Annotated in this window: 16 protein-coding genes and 1 pseudogene; 6 read left to right on the forward strand and 11 right to left on the reverse strand. The window is 66.6% G+C overall.

All coding sequences use genetic code 11. The features are described 5' to 3' along the window. Nucleotides 1-177 precede the first annotated feature (177 nt). Nucleotides 178-273, reverse strand: a pseudogene (locus tag ACIBI9_RS54495) (peptide-methionine (S)-S-oxide reductase); the annotation flags it as partial. Nucleotides 274-316: 43 nt separating this feature from the next. On the opposite strand from ACIBI9_RS54495, the gene ACIBI9_RS54500 reads away from it, so the two are divergent. Together ACIBI9_RS54500 and ACIBI9_RS54505 are read left to right on the forward strand one after the other, a co-directional pair. Further along, nucleotides 317-1,825 (forward strand): recombinase family protein, encoded by a 1,509-nt coding sequence (locus ACIBI9_RS54500; protein WP_397235339.1) that lies wholly within the window; start codon nt 317-319, stop codon nt 1,823-1,825. Nucleotides 1,826-2,487: 662 nt separating this feature from the next. Then, nucleotides 2,488-3,888, forward strand: coding sequence for a replication initiator (locus tag ACIBI9_RS54505; protein WP_397235340.1), 1,401 nt, complete (start codon nt 2,488-2,490; stop codon nt 3,886-3,888). Between the two features lie 99 nt (nt 3,889-3,987). Here the strand turns inward: ACIBI9_RS54505 and ACIBI9_RS54510 are convergent, their stop codons facing one another. Together ACIBI9_RS54510 and ACIBI9_RS54515 are read right to left on the reverse strand one after the other, a co-directional pair. Next, nucleotides 3,988-4,464: a hypothetical protein gene (locus ACIBI9_RS54510; RefSeq protein ID WP_397235341.1), complete on the reverse strand. Its 477-nt coding sequence runs from the start codon at nt 4,462-4,464 to the stop codon at nt 3,988-3,990. A gap of 7 nt (nt 4,465-4,471) precedes the next feature. Further along, entirely contained in the window at nt 4,472-5,713 is a 1,242-nt protein-coding gene (locus tag ACIBI9_RS54515) for a helix-turn-helix domain-containing protein (RefSeq protein WP_397235342.1), read from the reverse strand. A 114-nt stretch (nt 5,714-5,827) separates the two neighbouring features. Here ACIBI9_RS54515 and ACIBI9_RS54520 point away from each other — a divergent pair, with 114 nt between their 5' ends. The 3 genes from ACIBI9_RS54520 to ACIBI9_RS54530 all read left to right on the forward strand — a co-directional run bounded on the left by ACIBI9_RS54520 (nt 5,828) and on the right by ACIBI9_RS54530 (nt 8,597). Then, the gene (locus ACIBI9_RS54520) at nt 5,828-6,148 is read left to right on the forward strand and encodes a hypothetical protein (RefSeq protein ID WP_397235343.1); all 321 of its coding nucleotides are present in this window, start codon (nt 5,828-5,830) and stop codon (nt 6,146-6,148) included. Between the two features lie 617 nt (nt 6,149-6,765). Beyond that, on the forward strand, nt 6,766-7,569 hold the full coding sequence (locus ACIBI9_RS54525; protein ID WP_397235344.1) for a hypothetical protein: 804 nt from the start codon (nt 6,766-6,768) through the stop codon (nt 7,567-7,569). A 491-nt stretch (nt 7,570-8,060) separates the two neighbouring features. Then, nucleotides 8,061-8,597, forward strand: a complete 537-nt coding sequence (locus ACIBI9_RS54530) for a GNAT family N-acetyltransferase (RefSeq protein WP_397235345.1) — start codon at nt 8,061-8,063, stop codon at nt 8,595-8,597. Nucleotides 8,598-9,225: 628 nt separating this feature from the next. Here ACIBI9_RS54530 and msrA read toward each other — a convergent pair. Then, complete coding sequence (msrA, locus tag ACIBI9_RS54535; protein ID WP_397235346.1) at nt 9,226-9,882, reverse strand: peptide-methionine (S)-S-oxide reductase MsrA; 657 nt, start codon at nt 9,880-9,882, stop codon at nt 9,226-9,228. Nucleotides 9,883-10,005: 123 nt separating this feature from the next. On the opposite strand from msrA, the gene rarD reads away from it, so the two are divergent. Further along, nucleotides 10,006-10,929, forward strand: a complete 924-nt coding sequence (gene rarD, locus ACIBI9_RS54540) for an EamA family transporter RarD (protein ID WP_397235347.1) — start codon at nt 10,006-10,008, stop codon at nt 10,927-10,929. On the opposite strand, the gene ACIBI9_RS54545 is transcribed toward rarD, so the two are convergent. Genes ACIBI9_RS54545 through nuoI form a run of 7 tightly spaced genes read right to left on the reverse strand, consistent with a single transcriptional unit; the run spans nt 10,897 to nt 18,565 of the window. Then, complete coding sequence (locus ACIBI9_RS54545) at nt 10,897-11,886, reverse strand: polyprenyl synthetase family protein (RefSeq protein ID WP_185069999.1); 990 nt, start codon at nt 11,884-11,886, stop codon at nt 10,897-10,899. The two genes, rarD and ACIBI9_RS54545, sit on opposite strands and share 33 nt — an antisense overlap. A gap of 11 nt (nt 11,887-11,897) precedes the next feature. Beyond that, nucleotides 11,898-13,481, reverse strand: coding sequence for an NADH-quinone oxidoreductase subunit NuoN (gene nuoN, locus ACIBI9_RS54550; RefSeq protein WP_397235348.1), 1,584 nt, complete (start codon nt 13,479-13,481; stop codon nt 11,898-11,900). Continuing rightward, a complete protein-coding gene (locus tag ACIBI9_RS54555; protein WP_397235349.1) occupies nt 13,478-15,037 on the reverse strand; it encodes an NADH-quinone oxidoreductase subunit M in 1,560 nt (519 codons plus the stop codon). Before ACIBI9_RS54555 ends, nuoN begins: the two co-directional genes overlap by 4 nt. Then, nucleotides 15,037-16,905, reverse strand: coding sequence for an NADH-quinone oxidoreductase subunit L (gene nuoL / locus ACIBI9_RS54560; RefSeq protein WP_397235353.1), 1,869 nt, complete (start codon nt 16,903-16,905; stop codon nt 15,037-15,039). The genes ACIBI9_RS54555 and nuoL overlap by 1 nt, the downstream gene beginning before the upstream one ends. 49 nt (nt 16,906-16,954) lie before the next feature. Beyond that, a complete protein-coding gene (gene nuoK / locus ACIBI9_RS54565; RefSeq protein ID WP_185069996.1) occupies nt 16,955-17,251 on the reverse strand; it encodes an NADH-quinone oxidoreductase subunit NuoK in 297 nt (98 codons plus the stop codon). Further along, entirely contained in the window at nt 17,248-18,057 is an 810-nt protein-coding gene (locus ACIBI9_RS54570; protein WP_397235350.1) for an NADH-quinone oxidoreductase subunit J, read from the reverse strand. The genes nuoK and ACIBI9_RS54570 overlap by 4 nt, the downstream gene beginning before the upstream one ends. Further along, nucleotides 18,050-18,565, reverse strand: coding sequence for an NADH-quinone oxidoreductase subunit NuoI (gene nuoI / locus ACIBI9_RS54575; RefSeq protein WP_350733440.1), 516 nt, complete (start codon nt 18,563-18,565; stop codon nt 18,050-18,052). The genes ACIBI9_RS54570 and nuoI overlap by 8 nt, the downstream gene beginning before the upstream one ends. Between the last annotated feature and the right edge of the window lie 118 nt (nt 18,566-18,683).

Genomic DNA, 18,683 nt, shown 5'->3' on the forward strand with positions numbered 1-18,683 from the left:
TAGCCGCTGACGGACACGTTGTATGCGCGCCGTCCCCCTGAGCCCCACCCTCGATGCCCAGGCGTATTCGGCGTTCGAGGCGATTTTGCATGATCCCCCAGGAGGAGTATCGCGCCCTTGCAACTTGCAGAAGGGGCAACAACTCACGATCTTGCCGGGTGCCTGGCAGCCGTCAGATCACTCACCGGCAGGCGCGACACCCAGCGGGCACGAGACTCCAGTGCCACCGATCCCGCAATACCCGTTTGGCACATTAAAAAGATATTGCTGGTGGCAGAACTTAACTCTCCGCAACAATTCATGCGAGGAGAGTTATGTGACCATTGTCCCGGTCGTCTCCTACGCTCGCATTTCCGCTGACATCAGACGGGATGAGCACGGGGTGCAGGACCAGCACCGCCTCAACCGGGAGACGGCGGAACGGCAGGGGTGGACGGTCGTCCACGAGTACACGGACAACGACAAGTCAGCGGCGAAAGCCGATGTCGTACGCGACTACTTCGAGGCCATGCTGCGGGTTCTCCAAGCCGGCGAACTTCCCAACGGGACGGCGGTGCAAGGCGTCGTGATCGTCGCCGAAGACCGTCTCGCGCGGCGTCCCGGCGACTACGAGCGCTTCGTTGAAGCGATCACGTACCAGGACGGCCGCGTGTTCGCCGACGCTCGTGGCACGAAGGACCTGTACAGCGAGGACACCGAGAGCATGGGCCTCTTCGGTGCGGTGATCTCCAAGATGGAGGTCCGCAAGATGCAGCGCCGCATGCGCCGCTCGCATCGGACGCGAGCCGAGCAAGGAATGCCCGTCGGCGGTACACGCCCGTTCGGCTGGAAGCCCGACCGTCTCACCCTCGACCCCAAGGAGGCACCTCTCGTACGGCAGGCAGTCCTTGACCTCATCGCAGGCCGCTCGCTCTACTCCATCGCCAACCAGTGGCGTCGGGAGGGCGCGAAGACATCGCTCGACAACGAGTGGACCCCTCAGTCGCTCAAGCTCACCGTGCAGAACCCTCGCGTCTGTGGTTGGCGGGAGATCAACGGCGAACTCGTCCGGGACGCGGCGGGTAGTCCCGTGGTCGGGCAGTGGGAACCGATCGTGACGCCCGAACAGTGGATGGCGGTCAAGAACATCTTCGACGCCCGCAGAGGTCACTACATCCACCGGGACGGGAGCATCGGCCACATTCTCACACCGGACTTCCGCGAGCCGAACTACCTGCTCACCGGCTTCCTCCGCTGCGGTCGTGCCAAGCCGGACGGTTCCCTCTGCAACACCTCGCTGCGCGTCACCCACAGCAAGGACTGCGTTCAGCACATCTACATCTGCCCCGGCAAGACCGTCGGCGGCTGCGGCGGACTCGGGCGGCGCGGTGACATGGTCGATCTCTTTATCTCGGAAGCGGTCCTCGCCAAGCTGGAGCAGGTCCAACTCGCCGCATCCACCGCGTCCGCCGAGTGGCCAGGCCAGGCGGAGTGCGAGGGCGCAAAGACTCGCCTGGAGGAACTGCGCGTCCAGTGGACGGCGGGCAACATCACCAACGAGCTGTTCTTCTCAACAGCGCCGGACCTTGAGAAGCGCATCGCCCGCCTTCGCACCGAGGCACAAGGCTTCACCGCTGCCGCTCAGCGCCGCCAAGCCCGCTCCGACACCGACATCAGCGACATCCGACGGCGCTGGTACCTACCAGAGGAGGAAGACGGACTACCCCTCACCATCAAGCGGTCCTACATCCGCGAAGCCCTCCTAGCCGTGATCATCTATCCGTCCGGCAAGGGACGCAGGACGTTCAACCCCGACCTGCTTGAGCCGATCTGGCGAGAAGGCTGAGCCCAAGACGTCCAGGACGTCCGAGAAGGCTGTCTCCCTTACCCAGGGGCGACAGCCTTCTTACTTTGTCCCCGAACCATCAGTGACAGCCGGACTTCTACGGACACCCCCGGACGCCTACGGGACGTGCCGGACGTCTGCACTCTCGTCGCCGCCGGAACTCCGACCTGCGTAAACACGTTCTCCGAGTGGTACAACGTACTCACACCAAGGGCCACCGCCCCTCTACAGCACGACCGCAGCGAACATCTCGGCGAATCACCTCAAGGCGCATAGACGATTCCGGGCAAGCACATCCACGACCACTGATGACCCGTCGGATTTCCCGGCCCGACGGCAGGTGTCCACGCAGAGCGCGCCATTCACCTTCTCGCCGCACTCCATTCCTGTTCTCTCGCTGCTGGTACCACCGCCAATGGCTGTCTTCAGGCTGCCGTGGCGCTGGCGTCTGGTCGTGCTCGTCAGGTACGGCGGTGCCTCCCGCCCGCGAGCCGAGGAGGCCACCTGAACCAACCGAACGAGCTGTCTGCCCAGGAGTGGGGCAAGCAGCAAGCTGCACGATCCCCTCGCTGGTCAGAAGAAAAGTGGCAGCGCATCGCCACCGTGCTCGGCGTATGCGTCGCCCGCCAAACCCCGCCCGACGGCTCCTCCGGGGACGCCGCATGAGCGAGGTTCCTCACCTGTCACCCGAGATGCTGGCCGTGATGCAGCGAGCGGCCATGCCCGACTTCACCCGCTGGCAACAGATGGTCCACGCCACGGGCGGCTGCGCCCAACCGGTCCGGCTGCACGGCGAGAGGTACACGCTGGACAGCCGGACGGGCGAAGTTCTCGACATGTACCGCACCGCCGACGAGCCGACCGGCTTCCTGCTCACAGCCTGCGGCAACCGGCGTGCGTCCAGATGTCCGGCCTGCTCGGCGGTCTACAAGGACGACACGTACCACCTGATCATCACTGGCTTACGCGGCGGCAAGGGCGTTCCGGAGGAGGTCAGTCTGCATCCCCGCGCGTTCGTCACCTTCACCGCCCCATCCTTCGGTGCCGTCCACGCCCACCGCGAGCAGTCCAACCGGACACTCCCATGCCGTCCACGCCGGGACCACCCCGTCTGCGAGCACGGCCGGCCTAAGGGCTGCGGTTTGCGTCATGAGCGCGATGATGTCCAGGTCGGACAGCCCCTGTGCGTGGACTGTTACGACTACATCGGAGCCGTCCTGTGGAACGCTCACGCGGGCGCCCTCTGGCGGGAGTTCACCAAGACGATGCCGAGCGTCCTGGCCCGTCTGCTCGACATCACGCGAAGGGAGCTACGCCGGACGGTCCGCCTTTCGTACGCCAAGGTCGCCGAGTACCAAGCTCGCGGCCTGGTCCACTTCCATGCCGTCGTCAGACTCGACGGACCGGACGGGCCCGCCGACCGCCCTCCGGACCACATCACGATCGACCTGCTCGACCGGTCCATACGCCGGACCGCCGGTCAGGTCGCGGTTCGAGTAGAGAGCGGACCGCCCTCGCCGGTCCGGTGGGGCGATCAGCTCGACGTACGACCGGTCTACGTTTCAGCTGAGCTGGGCGGCCTGAGCGATCAGCGAGTCGCCGCGTACGTGGCCAAGTACGCCACCAAGGGAGCCGAGTCGGCAGGCACTGTTGACCGTCCAATTCGGCATGCCGGGGAGATCGCCAGACTGAAGGTCACCGAGCACGCCCGCCGCATGATCTACACCTGTTTCAGCCTCGCCGAACTCCAGCCCTACCGAACCCTTCTCCTGCGGCAGTGGGCGCACATGCTCGGCTACCGGGGACACTTCTCCACCAAGTCACGCCACTACTCGATCAGACTCGGGGACATGCGACAGGCCCGGGCCGACTTCCGCGCCGAGCAAGCCCGGCTGATCACGGGCACTCCGCCTCCCAATCCGGAGAAGACCGTGACGGTGGGCGAGTGGCACTATGACGGAAGCGGCCATCGCCACGGAGAGGCTTTCTGGGCCGAGGTAGCTCGCCAACGGATCGCCACCGCTCGCAGGATCGCACGACAGCAAGCAAGCGAGAACCGGTAGGGCCCCGTGCCTCTAGACCTAGAGAGATCACCTCTAGGTCTAGAGACACTCCTAGAGGCCCATTAGCCGCCTGACCAGGCACCTAGCGTCTAGAGGCTCCTAATCTCGCCGAGCCCCATCGGGCCAGATCACCCGCACGGGCACCTCCCGCCGCTGAGCCTCATCCACCACGTCAGCAGTCCCGCCATAACCTCGGGCCGGCTGCCCGTCCCAGACGGCGAACAACACATCGGCGTCGTCCAGCATCCGCGCACTGGCCGCCATGTGCGACTCCGCAGTGGACTCCACAAACTCCAGCGTGTGAGTCCGGCCCGCCCGGTTCAGCAACTCGCCGTACGCTGCATGGCATTCGCCCGGCAGCCCGTCCCGATACTCCCTGGCCGGGATCACGGCCTCCAGCACACCACCGAGATCGAGCACCGCACGAGCGAAGATCTGATCAGCCCCGTCCGCCAGACAGGACAACCCGGTGACACCCGGACCGTACTCAGCAAGCGCCTCACGTACCGCCCCGTCGATCAGGACGGCGGTCTCCTCCGGCAAGCCCCGATGGCCGGACACAGCGATGCGAACCATGATCCCCCTAGATCAGAGTGGCGTGAAGACGCTCGTCGAACGAGCGCAGAGCACCGGACGACGGCCCGGCATACGATCGGCGGAAGTTCTTGACCCGGTGCAGGACACGCTCAGAGCCATACGTCGTAGCCACAGTGAGCGCATTGGACGCCAGATACAGCGCCTCGTCATAGCGCCCCGACATGGCCTCAGCCGTCGCCACCTCCGTCATGAGCACACCTTGCTGCTTCGCACCGGGCTGGGCCGACGAAAGCGACTCGTTGAACGCGGCAACGGCTTCAACCGGCCGCTTGAGCCGTACCATCACCAGAGCCCGATACCCCGCCAGCTTGGCGTGATCGAACGGGAACACCCACGGCCAGGGCGGTGCAGCGGCCCGCTCGCCAGCCCGTACCGCCGCCTCAGCCGCACTCAACGCCTGAAGCGCTGCCGCCTCGTCCCGCGCGGTCGCATGGCCGAGCGCTTCGAGACTCGACAGCCACGCGCGGGCGATTGCCGGTGGCCGCTCACCGATCTCCCGCCGCGCCCGCGCCAAGAGATTCAGTCCGATCAGCGGATCGTCGGCGTCGATCTCGAAGGCGGCCAGACTGCCGATCATGTACGCCGCCAGCAGCGCATGGTTGGCCTGCCGCGCGCTGTCGACGGCGCGACGGTAGTAGAGGCGCGCCGAACCGGTGTCCTGCATATCGGCATGCACCCAGGCCGCGAAGCCTGCCGCCTCGCTCAAACCCGCCCGAATCTCGTCAGCATGCGGAGACCGCGACGCGCGGCCGAGAACGCGGCTCGCGAGATCGACCTGCGCCACAGCCGGCCTGGCGAGTTCCCGCGCAGGCGTGACGGCCTCCAACCGACGCTGGGCACCGGTGATGCTGGTCAGCGTGGCAGCCGTCGTCTCGTCCACATCGGGACGCTTGGGCAGGGCCACCCCCGCCAGCGCGGTCAATGCCAGGGCCTTGCCGAAATCTCTGCGCTTCGTCGGATCGTCATCCCCTCGGGCTCCAAAGCGGAGCAAGTGAAGCGGCACCCCGATCTGGATGGATATCTCCCGAACCTGGTCCACAGTGAGCGGCTGACGACCACGCAACACCTTGGACACCCAACTCTGGGAGTAGCCGACCGCCTCAGCGAGCTGGCCCTGCGTCCAACCGTGCGCCCGCCGCACCTCTTCGAGGATGGTTGGTAGATCGCAGTCGGCGAGAGCGGCGGCCACAACTGGCCCGGACCAGAACTGCGGCGGTATATGGGGCACAACGCTAGGTTAAGCCGCTGGCCTCGGCCGTACCGATATTCGTGAGGGGAATACCCATACCACCAGCAGCACTAGGCCGTTCACCTGCGGTTTTATGACGGCAACGCTCAGTACATGAACGAACTGCCGCCCCACTCCTTGGCCGCCGCGCAACAACTGGCCACCGCCCTTGTAGACGAGGGAATCAGTGCCGACGTCCATCACGACTACGGCACGCCTATGGTGTCGGTCTGGGTCAGCCTGATCGTTTGGTGTGCGGACGAAACGTACTGGTGGCGCACCGGCTGGAACCCACGCAGACACCGACCGATCTACGCAGGACACCCCTTCACTCAGCCGGCCCGCGCCGCCCACCGAGTCGCCCTTCGCTATACGCAACTGCGCATGTCGCATCCGCTCTCGTCACTGATCGCCGGAGCGCAGCCATGCCCCTAACCGTGCAGCAACTGCTCCACAGATTCCCCGGCTGGCAGATCACCGACATGTCCGGAGGCTGGGTCGCCATGCGAGTCAACTTCATGCCCAAGAACAGCGGTCTCTCCAACGTGCGTTGCGGAGAGACCTTGGAGGAACTGGCCGGGAATCTACACGCTGAGATCAGGCAGCAGAAGTCACGGGCATCGGTAGCAGGTAACTCGATGGCAAGCTGACCAGGAGCGACATTTCTATCCTCGGCGGCGGATGCATTGCGGCAATCCGACCTTCCGCTTTTCAGGCGGAGCATTCACCCTGCTCCAGTGATCAAGACCATAGTCAGGTGCGTGTGGACGGTGGCGCGGATGCGTCGACGTGTGGGGACGTTGCTGTCAGGGCTGCTGTCACCTCTCCCATGGCCATTGGGAGGCGACGAAGAAAGGCCGCTGCAGCAACCGCCACGGCCCTCGACTACGGGAACCGAGGCCGGCGATCGTCAGGGCCTCACCGGTGACTGGTCGACAGACAGGTCATCCGTCGCCGATAACCTCTTCATGAACCTGGGCCAGTGCTGGACTGAAACGTCCGTTGCCAGGCATCAGAGTGCGCTGGCGGCTGAATCATGGGGAGTTTGTGGCATGGACTCGGTAACGCTGCACACGGCGGCACGACGGTACCTGATGGAGCGGTACGACGAGCTGACCGACAAGTACGCCGCACTGCCCAACGAGGTACGATCCGCATTCGGGTACAACTACCGTCCCGAAGCCTGGCACATCTTTCCCCGCTACAACGTGATCGCAGCGATCCTGGAACACGTGGAGCGGCTCGATCCAGACCGGCTGCCCGAGTTCTCCGACCTAGTCGACGCCCTATCCGAGGCTGCCGACACGGCCCAGTCGCCGTTCACACAACCGGCATCGAATAAGACCGAGGCAAAGGCGATGGCTGAGGAACGCCGGCTGTTTCAGGCGACCTTGCAAGCCTGGGTAGCGCGGGCCGACCTTCCGGTGGAACCGCTGCCGTACCGGCGCGTGTTGATGCCCGCCGAGTCGTTCGAACGACAGAAACAGTTGGAGCAGCGGTGGGGGCTGGTGGGCAGGTCGTGGCACCCCATGCTCGCCGAGCCAACTTCCCCCGACGTCCTCGTGCTGACGGAGGCATCGATGTGGGACGAGCAGGGACTCGCCCAGGTGCGCGCCGCAGTACGCGACATGAGCGGCGGCCGCGTGACAGAACTGCGCGAGTACGGCGCGGACTACCTCGTAGATGTAGAGATGTTCGAACCCCAGTACACCGGCGCTGAGGGCGTGTGGAGCGATGACACGCTTACCTGGATCGCGTTCGCCTCCCACGAGGGAACGGTCGCCTTCGGCGGCCAACTCGCCACCGCCCTCGAAGCAAAGTGGACCGAGCTCGACCGGTGGCGCTGGTCAGCCTAATTGAGTCATCGCACGATGGCCGAGACCTCGATTGTGGTGCGCTTCTCGGTACGAGCCGGGCATGGCAGCCCAAACTGCAACCCCCGAAACACGCTCCTGAGAACCGACGGTTTAACAGCGGGCCGACGTATCGGGCTGGATCCGGTCACTGACCTCCGGATACGGCTCCTGCCTTTCCCTTATCCGAGAAGATCATCCCGCGTATATCCCGCGACGGAGCCAAGCCATGTCCTCCGGCGGACCGGGGCTGAGGAACGAAGTCCCGGGCCTTCGATCGCCCCCAGCCACATACGGCGACCGGCTACAGCCAGGCGATCGTGAGTGTGGTACCGACCGGCGGGGTTACACGCGCGGTCATCAGGATCTCCTGGTTGGTGGTCACCGGTCCCAGATATGCAGACATAGGGGTCCAGGTGGGCGGTCATCAGGAATTCCGCTCGATGGCCATGTACTCTCTCGTGATGACGTTTTGACCAAATGATCCATTGTGAATGGAACGGCTCTTGCTGACCGGCGATCTTATACGGCTACGTCCCCTTGAACCCTCCGACGCCGAGCTGATGTGGCGTTGGAATCATGACCCTGAGGTCGGACGCTGGATGTTCAACAGCTACCCCGAGTCGCTCGCACAGATCACCAGACGCTTCGAGGAACTGCCCCGCAACTCCTATACCAGCGCCTTCTTCGGCGTCGAACCACTCAACGAAAGACAGTTGATCGGCTCAGTACGGCTCCGCGACGCCGAACCCGAGACCGGCGCCGCCGAACTCGACCTTCGGATCGGTGATAAAGAGTATTGGGGTCGCGGCTATGCCACCGACACCGTGAGAGTGATCTGCCAATACGGCTTCGCGGAGATGCGACTCCACAGAATCCGACTCTCTGTGGTCGCGGAGAACGCCGCCGCCATCCGCGTCTATGAAAAGGTCGGCTTCGTCGTGGAGGGCCGTGAACGAGAAGCCTTCCGCCGAGACGGCACGTGGCATGACATGGTCCTGATGGGCCTTTTGGATGGTGAGCTACGGTGACCGGGCACCCGGATCCCAGTTGGCCATAGACCTGGAGTTTCACGGCCGCCGACCTCGATCAGGTTGGCCGTCTACCTGGAGAAGTTCCTGATCGCTACAGCAGGTCGACGGACACGCCCGGCGAAATGAACGGCGGCGGCGCCCCTGGTCGGCGGGCCAGGCTCGGTACGGCGGGCGCTCTGTACGGCGGGCGGCCCTGAGTCCCGCCGCCGTCCGGGACCGGCGCCCACGCCGCACGCCCGGACGGCGGGCGGGCGGGCGGGCCGTGCGGCGGCGCGAAGCGCCGGCGCCCTTGATCTCCTATGGGTACAACTCGGCAAGCTTGAGCTGTGGCGTCTTCAGCGATCGGGTGCTGAGACATCAGGTCCAGCCGGTCTAGGGCTCGGCCGTGATCCACCTTTCGACGTTCTAGCAGTTCGCCGTATTGCTGATAGCGCGTGGGCGGTGCGGGCCGCGACCGGCCGAAGAGCCGCAGCGCGGCCAGCGACCGCCCGACGCGCGGCAGGTCGCCGGAGGCGGGCTGCCCTTGACCCTGTAAGGAAGCTTGTCGCCGAGAACGGCTCTGGCCCATGATCGATGCCTGGAGTACCGGGCGACCATGGGCCAGGATCTAGCTATCTCTGCAGGTCTACGCCTCGCCGGAGGTCAGACCGACCGGACAGGCCACGCCTGTCCCGCCGATTCCGCAGTAGCCGTTTTTGTTGCGGTGAAGGTACTGCTGGTGATAGTCCTCGGCGTAGTAGAACGGGCCCGCGGGGGCGAGTTCGGTGGTGATCTCGCTGTAGCCCGCCTGCTTCAGGACCTGCTGGTACGCGTCCCGTGACGCCTCCGCGGCCTTCTGCTGCTCCGGTGAGTGGTAGTAGATCGCCGACCGGTACTGCGTGCCCGCGTCGTTGCCCTGGCGCATGCCCTGGGTCGGGTCGTGGGCCTCCCAGAAGACCTTCAGGAGCTCCTCGTACGACACCTTCGCCGGGTCGAAGGCCACCCTGACGGCCTCCGTGTGCCCCGTGAGGCCGCTGCAGACCTCCTCATACGTCGGGTTGGGCGTGTAGCCGCCCTGGTATCCGACCGCCGTCGTGACGACCCCGGGCGTCTGCCAGAACTTGCGCTCCGCGCCCCAGAAGCAGCCGAGGCCGAAGTCGGCGATCTCGAGGCCCTCGGGCGGGGTGAGGGGGGCGTCGAGGACCGCGTGACGGGACGGGATCGGCATGGGGTCCGGGCGGCCCGGGAGGGCGTCCTCGGGTCGGACCATCGATGTCTTGTTGCCGCCGAACAGCCAGCCCATGGCACTACCTCCAGTAGGTCTCGTCCCAGAGTACATAGACCCTAACGCTTTAGGAGCTCTACACATTTCCGTATAGTGAGAGGCATTTGTGTTTAAAGGTGGTAATGGCCGAAGATGGGGTTCATGCCTGACCTTCGGCGCGGTGTCTTGTTCGGGATCGCCGCCTACACGATGTGGGGGCTGTTCCCCCTCTACTGGCCGCTCCTCAAGCCTTCCGGAGCCGTTGAGATCCTCGCCCACCGGATGGTGTGGTCGCTGGTCGCCGTCGCGGCCGCGCTGGCGGTGCGCAGGCACTGGTCGTGGTTCCGCCCGCTGCTCAGGCAGCCCATGAAGCTGGGGCTGCTGGTGCTGGCGGCCATGGTCGTGACCCTCAACTGGGGCACGTACATCTACGCCGTCAACAGCGGGCACGTCGTCGAGAGCGCCCTGGGCTACTTCATCAACCCGCTCGTCAACGTGCTGTTCGGGGTGGTGCTGCTGCGGGAGCGGCTGCGGCCGCTGCAGTGGGTGGCCGTCGGGTTCGGGACCCTGGCGGTGCTGGTGCTGACGTTCGACTACGGGCGGCTGCCGTGGATCGCGCTCACGCTGGCCGTGAGCTTCGGCGTGTACGGGCTGCTGAAGAAGCGGGCCAACGTGCCGGCCACCGAGGGTCTCGCGATCGAGACCCTGGTGCTGATCCTCCCGGCGCTCGGCTACATCTTCTTCCTGCAGGCCGGCGGGCAGGGGACGTTCGCCGACCAGGGCCTCGGGCACGCCCTGCTGCTGATCGGCGGCGGGGTCGCCACCGCCATCCCGCTGATCTGCTTCGGGGCGGCGGCCATCCGGGTGCCGCTCAGCACCATGGGGCTGCTGCAGTACATCGCGCCGGTCCTGCAGTTCGCGTGCGGTGTGCTGATCGCCAAGGAGACCATGCCGTCCAGCCGGTGGATCGGCTTCTCGATCGTCTGGCTGGCCCTGGCGATCTTCACGTACGACGGCTTCAGGACGGCTCGCGCCGCGAAGCGGGTCAGGAAATCAGCCGGAACGCTGGACCACGTAGTCACATAGCGCCAAAAATGCGGACCTGGCGGGGATGTCGGGAAGGCCGGAGATGTCGGTACGGGCGCGGTCAACCCAGGATTCCAGCTCCGCCCGAGCCTGAGCCATCGCGGGATCGGCGCGGAGCAGGGTCAGCGCCTCCTCCACATCCTCCTCGGCCACCGGCCCCGCGAGCAGCTCGCGCAGCCGCGACGGCTCCTCCGACGCCAGAGCGTACAGAACCGGGAGGGTCTTGATCCCCTCCCGCAGGTCGGTCCCCGGCGTCTTGCCCGACTGGGCGCCGGACGAGGCCACGTCCAGCAGGTCGTCACCGAGCTGCCAGGCCACGCCGATGGCCTCACAGGCGCGGCTGAGGCGCTCCTCGACGTCCGCGGGCGCGCCGGACAGCAGCGCGCCGAAGCGGCCGGAGGCGGCGATCAGGGAGCCCGTCTTGTCGGCGAGCACGCTCAGGTAGTGGCCGATCGGGTCCTCGCCGTCGCGCGGACCGACGGTCTCGCGGATCTGCCCCTGGACGAGGCGGGAGAACGTCTGGGCCTGGATGCGGATCAGCTCGGGACCGAGGTCCGCGAGGAGGTCGGACGCCTGGGCGAACAGATAGTCGCCGGTGAGGATGGCCACGGTGTTGTCCCACCGGGCGTTGGCGGACGGGGAGCCCCGGCGGACCGGGGCCTCGTCCATGACGTCGTCGTGGTAGAGCGAACCCAGGTGGGTCAGCTCGATCACCACCGCGCCGGGCACGACCCCCGGCGCGGACGGGTCGCCGAACTGCGCGGCCAGCAGCACCATCAGCGTACGGAACCGCTTGCCGCCGGCCTCGATGAGGTGCTTGGACGCCTCCGTGACGAAGGCGTCCTCGCTCTCCACCGACGAACGCAGGAGCTTCTCGACCGCGGCCAGTCCGGTGGCCACGTCCTGCGCCAGCCGTTCGTCCTCGATGGGAAGGTCAACCACGGGAGGCGCAGACATACGAGATCCCCTTATCTGATGAACAGGCTGTGAGCAGCGTCGTTGGCAACACCGAGCACGGACTCCGGGTAGAGCCCCACTCCTACGGTAACCAGCAACGAAACGGCGATGACGGCCACGGTCCCCATACTGGGCACCGCGATCGCCGGGCCGTCGGCCGCCGGCTCGCTGAAGAACATCAGCACGATCACGCGGACGTAGAAGAACGCGGCGATGGCCGAGGCCACCACACCCACCACGACCAGGCCGGCCATCCAGCCGCCCATCGAGTCGCCGGACTGCGTGCCGCTGTTCAGAGCGGCGGCGAAGACGGCGTACTTGCCGAAGAAGCCGCTCGTGAGCGGGATGCCGGCGAAGGCCAGCAGGAAGAAGGCGAACACCCCGGCCAGCACCGGCGCGCGCTTGCCGAGCCCGGCCCAGCGCGACAGGTGACCGGCCTCGCCGCCCGGGTCGCGCACGAGCGTGACCACCGCGAACGCGCCGACCGTCGTGATGCCGTAGACCGCGAGGTAGAACAGGATCGCCTTCAGGGAGACCGCGTTCTGCTCGGCGGAGCCGAACGTGGCCATCACGCCGACGAGCAGGAAGCCCGCGTGCGCGATGGACGAGTACGCCAGCATCCTCTTGATCTCGGTCTGCGTGATCGCCAGGATCGAGCCGACGATCATGGTCAGGGCGGCGACGCCCCAGATGATCGGCCGCCAGTTCCAGTCGAGGTTGCCCAGACCCACCCAGAACACCCGCAGCACGGCGCCCACGGCCGCGACCAGCGTGCCGGAGGCCATGAGGGCGGTGATGGGCGTCGGGGCGCCCTGGTAGACGTCCGGCTTCCAGGCGTGGAACGGCGCCGCGCCGATCTTGAACAGCAGGCCCACGCCGAGCAGCGCGAGGCCGAGCATCAGGATCGGGTCGAGCGAGGCGCTCCTGGCCATGGCCTCGTTGATGCCCGGCAGCGAGACGGTGCCGGCGAAGCCGTACACCATCGCGGTGCCGTACAGGAAGAAGGCCGAGGAGAACGCGCCCAGCAGGAAGTACTTCATGGACGCCTCCTGCGAGAGCAGGCGGCGCCGGCGGGCCAGGCCGCACAGCAGGTAGAGCGGCAGCGACATGACCTCGAGGCCCACGAACATCATCAGCAGGTCGTGGGAGGCCGGGAAGAGCAGCATGCCGCCGACCGCGAACAGCACCAGCGGGTACACCTCGGTGTGCCCGCCGCCCGCGGCCTCGGCCTCCTCCTCGTCGGCGCTGCCGGGCACGGCCGCGGCCGAGGCGACGAAGTGACCCTCGTCGTTGATCAGCAGCACGCACACGAACGACAGGACGAGGATGACGCCCCAGATGAACAGCGCGGGCCCGTCCACCGCGACGGCGCCCATGGCGACCGGTGCGGTGGGCACGTTGCCGCGCAGCACCTGCACGAGCACCAGGGCGAACGCGCCGAACAGGCTCAGCAGGGTGAGCGGGACGTGGATCGACTTACGCAGGTATCGGGGCGCGAACGCCTCGACGAGCACCCCGATGACGGCCGCGCCGAACACCACCAGCAGCGGCGCCAGCGTGCCGTACTCGATCGTCGGCGCTGGGATGGAGTTCACTGACCTGTCCCCTTCTCAGCGATGGTGGAGGTGGGCACCTTCACGTTGGTCAGCGTCTGGTGCACCGACGGGTTGATCACGTCGAGCAGCGGCTTGGGGAAGAAGCCGAAGCCGATGATCAGGGCGACCAGCGGGGCCAGCACCCAGATCTCGCGGGCGTTCAGGTCCTTGAACGCCTTGACCGGCTCGGCCGTCGGCCCGTTCATGGTCCGCTGGACCATCCACAGGATGTAGACGGCGGCGAGGATGACCGCCACCGCGGCGACCACCGCGGCCACCGTCAGGGCGCCCGACCCGTGAGCCTGGCTGGAGTACGTGCCGATCATGACCATGAACTCGCTCACGAACGAGGAGAGCCCCGGCAGCGAGAGACCGGCCAGACCGGCGACCAGGAAGAAGCCCGCGAGCACCGGCGCGACGCTCTGCACGCCTCCGTAGTCCCCGATGAACGGCGAGCCGCGCCTGGCGATGAGGAAGCCCGCGGCCAGGAACAGCGCGCCGGTGGCGAAGCCGTGGTTGACCATGTAGAGGGCCGCGCCGGACTGGGCGACCGACGACATGGCGAACACGCCGAGCACGATGAACCCGAAGTGCGAGATCGACGTGTACGCGATGAGGCGCTTCATGTCGGTCTGCCCGATGGCCACGATGGCGCCGTAGATGATGCTGATGACCGCCAGTACGACGATCGGCGTCGTGAACGCCTTGGCCGCGTCGGGGAACAGCTCCAGGCAGAAGCGGAGCATCCCGAACGTGCCGACCTTGTCCAGCACGCCCACCAGCAGCACGGCGGCACCGGCCGGAGCCTGCGCGGCCGCGTCGGGCAGCCAGGTGTGCACCGGCCAGAGCGGCGCCTTGATCGCGAAGGCGATGAAGAAGCCGCCGAACAGCCACTTCTGCATGGCCGGGTCCTGCACGGCCCCGATCAGCTCGGGGAACATGAAGGTCTTGCTGCCGCCGACCACGTAGAGCCCGATGACCGCGACCAGCATGAGCAGGCCGCCGAACAGCGAGTACAGCAGGAACTTGACGGCCGCGTAGGACCGCTGGGCGCCGCCGTACGACCCGATCATGAAGTACATCGGGATCAGCATGGCTTCGAAGAACACGTAGAAGAGGAAGATGTCGGTCGCCGCGAAGACGCCGATCATCATCGTCTCGAGCACCAGCAGCAGCGAGAAGTACGTCTTCACCGACCGCTTGGGCGTGATGAGCGTGCCGTCGGCGGTCTTGACGCCGTCGGCGTCGTGCCAGGAGGCCAGCACCACGATCGGCACCAGAACCACCGAGAGCGCGATCAGCACGAGCGCGACGCCGTCCACGCCGACCCCGAACTTCACGCCGAAGCTCGGGATCCAGTTGTACTCGGCGGTGAACTGGAAGCGCGGACCGGTCGGCTTGAACCCGGCGGCCATGACGCCCGTGAGGACCAGCGTCAGCAGCGAGACCAGCAGGGTGACCTGCTTGGCCAGCTTGTCACTGCCCTTGGGAAGCAGGGCCACCACGATGGCGCCCACCACGGGCACCGCCATGAGTATCGGAAGCCAGGGTGACATCAGAGGTTCCCAACGAGGAGCAGGGCGCCGGTCAGCAGGGCGGCACCGATGAAGATGGACAGCGCGTACGTTCTGGCGAAGCCCGTCTGGAGCCTCCGCAGGCGCCCCGAGGTGCCCCCGATGCCCGCGGCCAGGCCGTTGACCAGCCCGTCGATGCCGCGGTTGTCGAAGAACACCGCGATCCGGGTCAGCCACTGGCCGGGACGCATGAAGAGCGACTCGTTGAGCGCGTCACCGTAGAGGTCACGGCGGGCGAACGTGGTGACGAACGACCCGCGCGGCTGCACGGCGGGCACCTCGGCCCGGCCGTACTTCACCCAGGCGAAGGCCGCGCCGACCGCGACGAGCGCGAGCGTGGCCAGACCCGCCAGGCTGGTGAAGTGGAACGAGGGCAGCTCCTCCGGCCGGCCGACGGCCGGGGCGAGGAACATCATGAGGCGGTTGCTCAGGATGAGGTAGCCGCCCAGCCCGATCGAGCCGATCGACAGGATGATCAGCGGCCACGTCATGACGGCCGGCGACTCGTGCGGGTGCGCGTCCTCGGCCCAGCGCTTCTCGCCGAAGAAGGTCATGAAGACCATCCGCGACATGTAGAAGCCCGTGATGCCGGCGCCCAGGACGGCCAGCCAGCCGAGGACCGGGCTGTGCTCGACCGCGGTCTCGATGATGCCGTCCTTGGTGAAGTAACCGGACAGCAGCGGGAACCCGATGATCGCCAGGTAGCCGATGAAGAACGTGACGAAGGTGATCGGCATGTACTTGCGCAGCCCGCCGTACTTCCGCATGTTCACTTCGTCGTTCATGCCGTGCATGACCGAACCGGCGCCGAGGAACATGTCGGCCTTGAAGAAGCCGTGCGTGATCAGGTGACCGATCGCGAACGCGTACCCCGCGGGGCCGAGGCCCGCGCCGAGCATCATGTAGCCGATCTGCGACATCGTCGAACCGGCCAGGCCCTTCTTGATGTCGTCCTTCGCGCAACCGATGATCGCACCGGCGAGCAGCGTGGCCGCGCCGACGATGGCGACGGCGAGCGCCGCGCCGGAGCCCTCGGGGAAGAAGAACGCCCCCGAGCGGACCACCAGGTAGACGCCGGCGGTGACCATGGTCGCGGCGTGGATCAGGGCCGACACGGGGGTCGGGCCCTCCATGGCGTCCAGGAGCCAGGACTGCAGCGGGAGCTGGGCGGACTTGCCGCACGCGCCGAGGAGCAGCAGCAGGCCGATGGCCAGCATGGTGCCGTTCTCCTGGCCCGGCGTGATCTGCTCGCCGAGGCTCTTGAACGTCAGCGTGCCGAACGTGGTCCAGATGACGAACATGCCGACCAGCAGGCCGAAGTCACCGACGCGGTTGACGACGAACGCCTTCTTCGCCGCGACCGCCGCCGACGGCTTGAACTGCCAGAACCCGATCAGCAGGTACGACGCCAGACCGACGCCCTCCCAGCCGATGAACAGGCCCACGTAGTTGTCGGACAGCACCAGCAGGAGCATCGCGGAGACGAACAGGTTCAGGTAGCCGAAGAACCTGCGCCGGTGCTCGTCGTGCGACATGTAGCCGATCGAGTAGATGTGGATCAGCGAGCCCACACCGGTGATCAACAGCGCGAAGCTGATCGACAGCGGGTCGATCAGCAGCCCCATCTTCACCAGACCGGGGATGAAGTCGTAAAGCTCGACCGCCCGCCGGCGCTGCTCTTCCCCGAACCCGACGAGCTCGAAGAACGCCAGCACCGCCACGACGAACGAGGCGAGGGACATGGCCACGCCCAGCAGATGGCCCCAGCGGTTGGTGAACCGGCCCAGCACCAGCAGGATGGCCGCCCCCACCAGGGGGAGGGCGATCATCAGCCAGGAGACCCCGATCATACCGCCGGTGTGCTGGATGATCTCAACAGGAGATTCCACCAGTCACCTCTTAGTACTTCAGCAGGTTCGCGTCGTCGACCGACGCGGACCTGCGGGTTCGGAAGATCGTCACGATGATGGCCAGGCCGACCACGACCTCGGCCGCGGCCACCACCATCACGAAGAACGCGATGATCTGGCCCTCCAGGTTGCCGACCTGCCTGGAGAAGGTGACAAAGGCGAGGTTGCAGGCGTTGAGCATGAGCTCCACGCACATGAACACCACGATGGCGTTACGCCGGATCAGCACGCCCAGAGCGCCGATGGCGAACAGCAGGCCGGACAGGACGAGGTAGTGCGTCGTCACTTGGTCACCTCATTGTTCTGCTCGCTGTCATCCCGCTCGATGGCGCGCTCCTCAGCGTCCTCCTCGGCCGTGTGCTTGATGGCCTCGGCGAGCTTCGGGTCGGCGGGCAGGTGGTCGTGCTCCACGTCGTAGCGGGCGATGTAGCGGTTGACCGAGGACTCGGCGACCGACCCGTCGGGCAGCAGCGCCGGCATGTCGATGGCGTTGCTCCTGGCGTACGTGCCGGGGCCGGGCAGCGCCGACGGCTGGTCGCCGAGGAACCTGGCGCGGGCCAGGTCCTTCTGCGTCGGCTTCTCGGTGAGCCGCTCGCGGTGCGCCAGCACCATCGCGCCCAGCGCCGCCGTGATCAGCAGCGCCGAGGTGATCTCGAACGCGAACACGTACTTGGTGAACAGCAGCAGCGCGATCGAGCGGATGTAGCCGCCCTGCGCCGTGGCCTGCGCCAGCCCCGCCTGGTCGGCGAAGATCGCGTTGCCGACGGCCAGGACGATCAGCACCAGGAAGCCGACTGCCGCCAGGGAGGCCCAGAAGCGCTGGCCCTTCAGCGTCTCGACGAAGGAGTCGGAGGAGTCGACGCCCACCAGCATGAGCACGAACAGGAACAGCATCATGATCGCGCCGGTGTAGACGATGATCTGCACCGCGGCCAGGAAGGGCGCGTCCTGCACGGCGTACAGGACCGCGAGGGAGAGCATCACCGTGCCGAGCATCAGCGCGGAGTACACGGCCTTCCTGTTGAAGACCATGCCGAGCGCGGCGCCGACGGACACGACGGCGAGCACCCAGAACGTGATGGTCTCACCCATTGGTCCGCCCCAGCCGGTAGTAGTCCTCTTCGGTCTCACCGAGCCGCATGGGGTGCGGCGGCTGCTCCATGCCCTGCGTCAGCGGCGCGAGGAGCATCTCCTTGGTGAAGATGAGGCTCTCGCGGGAGGTGTCGGCGAGCTCGTACTCGTTGGTCATGGTGAGCGCCCGGGTCGGGCAGGCCTCGATGCACAGACCGCAGAGGATGCACCGCAGATAGTTGATCTGGTAGGTGCGCCCGTAACGCTCGCCCGGCGAGAAACGCTCCTCGTCGGTGTTGTCCGCGCCCTCGACGAAGATCGCGTCGGCCGGACACGCCCAGGCGCACAGCTCGCAGCCGACACACTTCTCCAGCCCGTCAGGCCAGCGGTTGAGCTGGTGACGCCCGTGGAAGCGAGGAGCCGTCGGCTTCTTCTCCTCCGGGTAGTTCGTCGTGACGGGCTTCTTGAACATCGTGTGGAAGGTGACCCCGAAGCCCTTGACGGGGTTCAGCCAATCAGTTAGTCCCACTGGGAATCTCCTTGTGCTGCACCCCGTGGTAGTGCGGCAGATCGAGCGGCGGCACCGGGAAGCCACCTGCCGTCGGCTCTTCGGTCAGTTCCTCGAACTCGGCCTCGACCTGGGCCTT

The sequence above is a fragment of the Nonomuraea sp. NPDC050451 genome, from assembly GCF_044458585.1.

Coding starts and splice junctions, on each gene's coding strand:
- ACIBI9_RS54545 (WP_185069999.1), bottom strand. CDS start 11,886: ATGTCTGCGCCTCCCGTGGTTGACCTTCCCATCGAGGACGAACGGCTG.
- msrA (WP_397235346.1), bottom strand. CDS start 9,882: ATGGGCTGGCTGTTCGGCGGCAACAAGACATCGATGGTCCGACCCGAG.
- ACIBI9_RS54510 (WP_397235341.1), bottom strand. CDS start 4,464: ATGGTTCGCATCGCTGTGTCCGGCCATCGGGGCTTGCCGGAGGAGACC.
- ACIBI9_RS54525 (WP_397235344.1), top strand. CDS start 6,766: ATGGACTCGGTAACGCTGCACACGGCGGCACGACGGTACCTGATGGAG.
- ACIBI9_RS54530 (WP_397235345.1), top strand. CDS start 8,061: ATGGAACGGCTCTTGCTGACCGGCGATCTTATACGGCTACGTCCCCTT.
- nuoL (WP_397235353.1), bottom strand. CDS start 16,905: ATGATCGGGGTCTCCTGGCTGATGATCGCCCTCCCCCTGGTGGGGGCG.
- ACIBI9_RS54555 (WP_397235349.1), bottom strand. CDS start 15,037: ATGTCACCCTGGCTTCCGATACTCATGGCGGTGCCCGTGGTGGGCGCC.
- rarD (WP_397235347.1), top strand. CDS start 10,006: ATGCCTGACCTTCGGCGCGGTGTCTTGTTCGGGATCGCCGCCTACACG.
- ACIBI9_RS54570 (WP_397235350.1), bottom strand. CDS start 18,057: ATGGGTGAGACCATCACGTTCTGGGTGCTCGCCGTCGTGTCCGTCGGC.
- ACIBI9_RS54520 (WP_397235343.1), top strand. CDS start 5,828: ATGAACGAACTGCCGCCCCACTCCTTGGCCGCCGCGCAACAACTGGCC.
- ACIBI9_RS54505 (WP_397235340.1), top strand. CDS start 2,488: ATGAGCGAGGTTCCTCACCTGTCACCCGAGATGCTGGCCGTGATGCAG.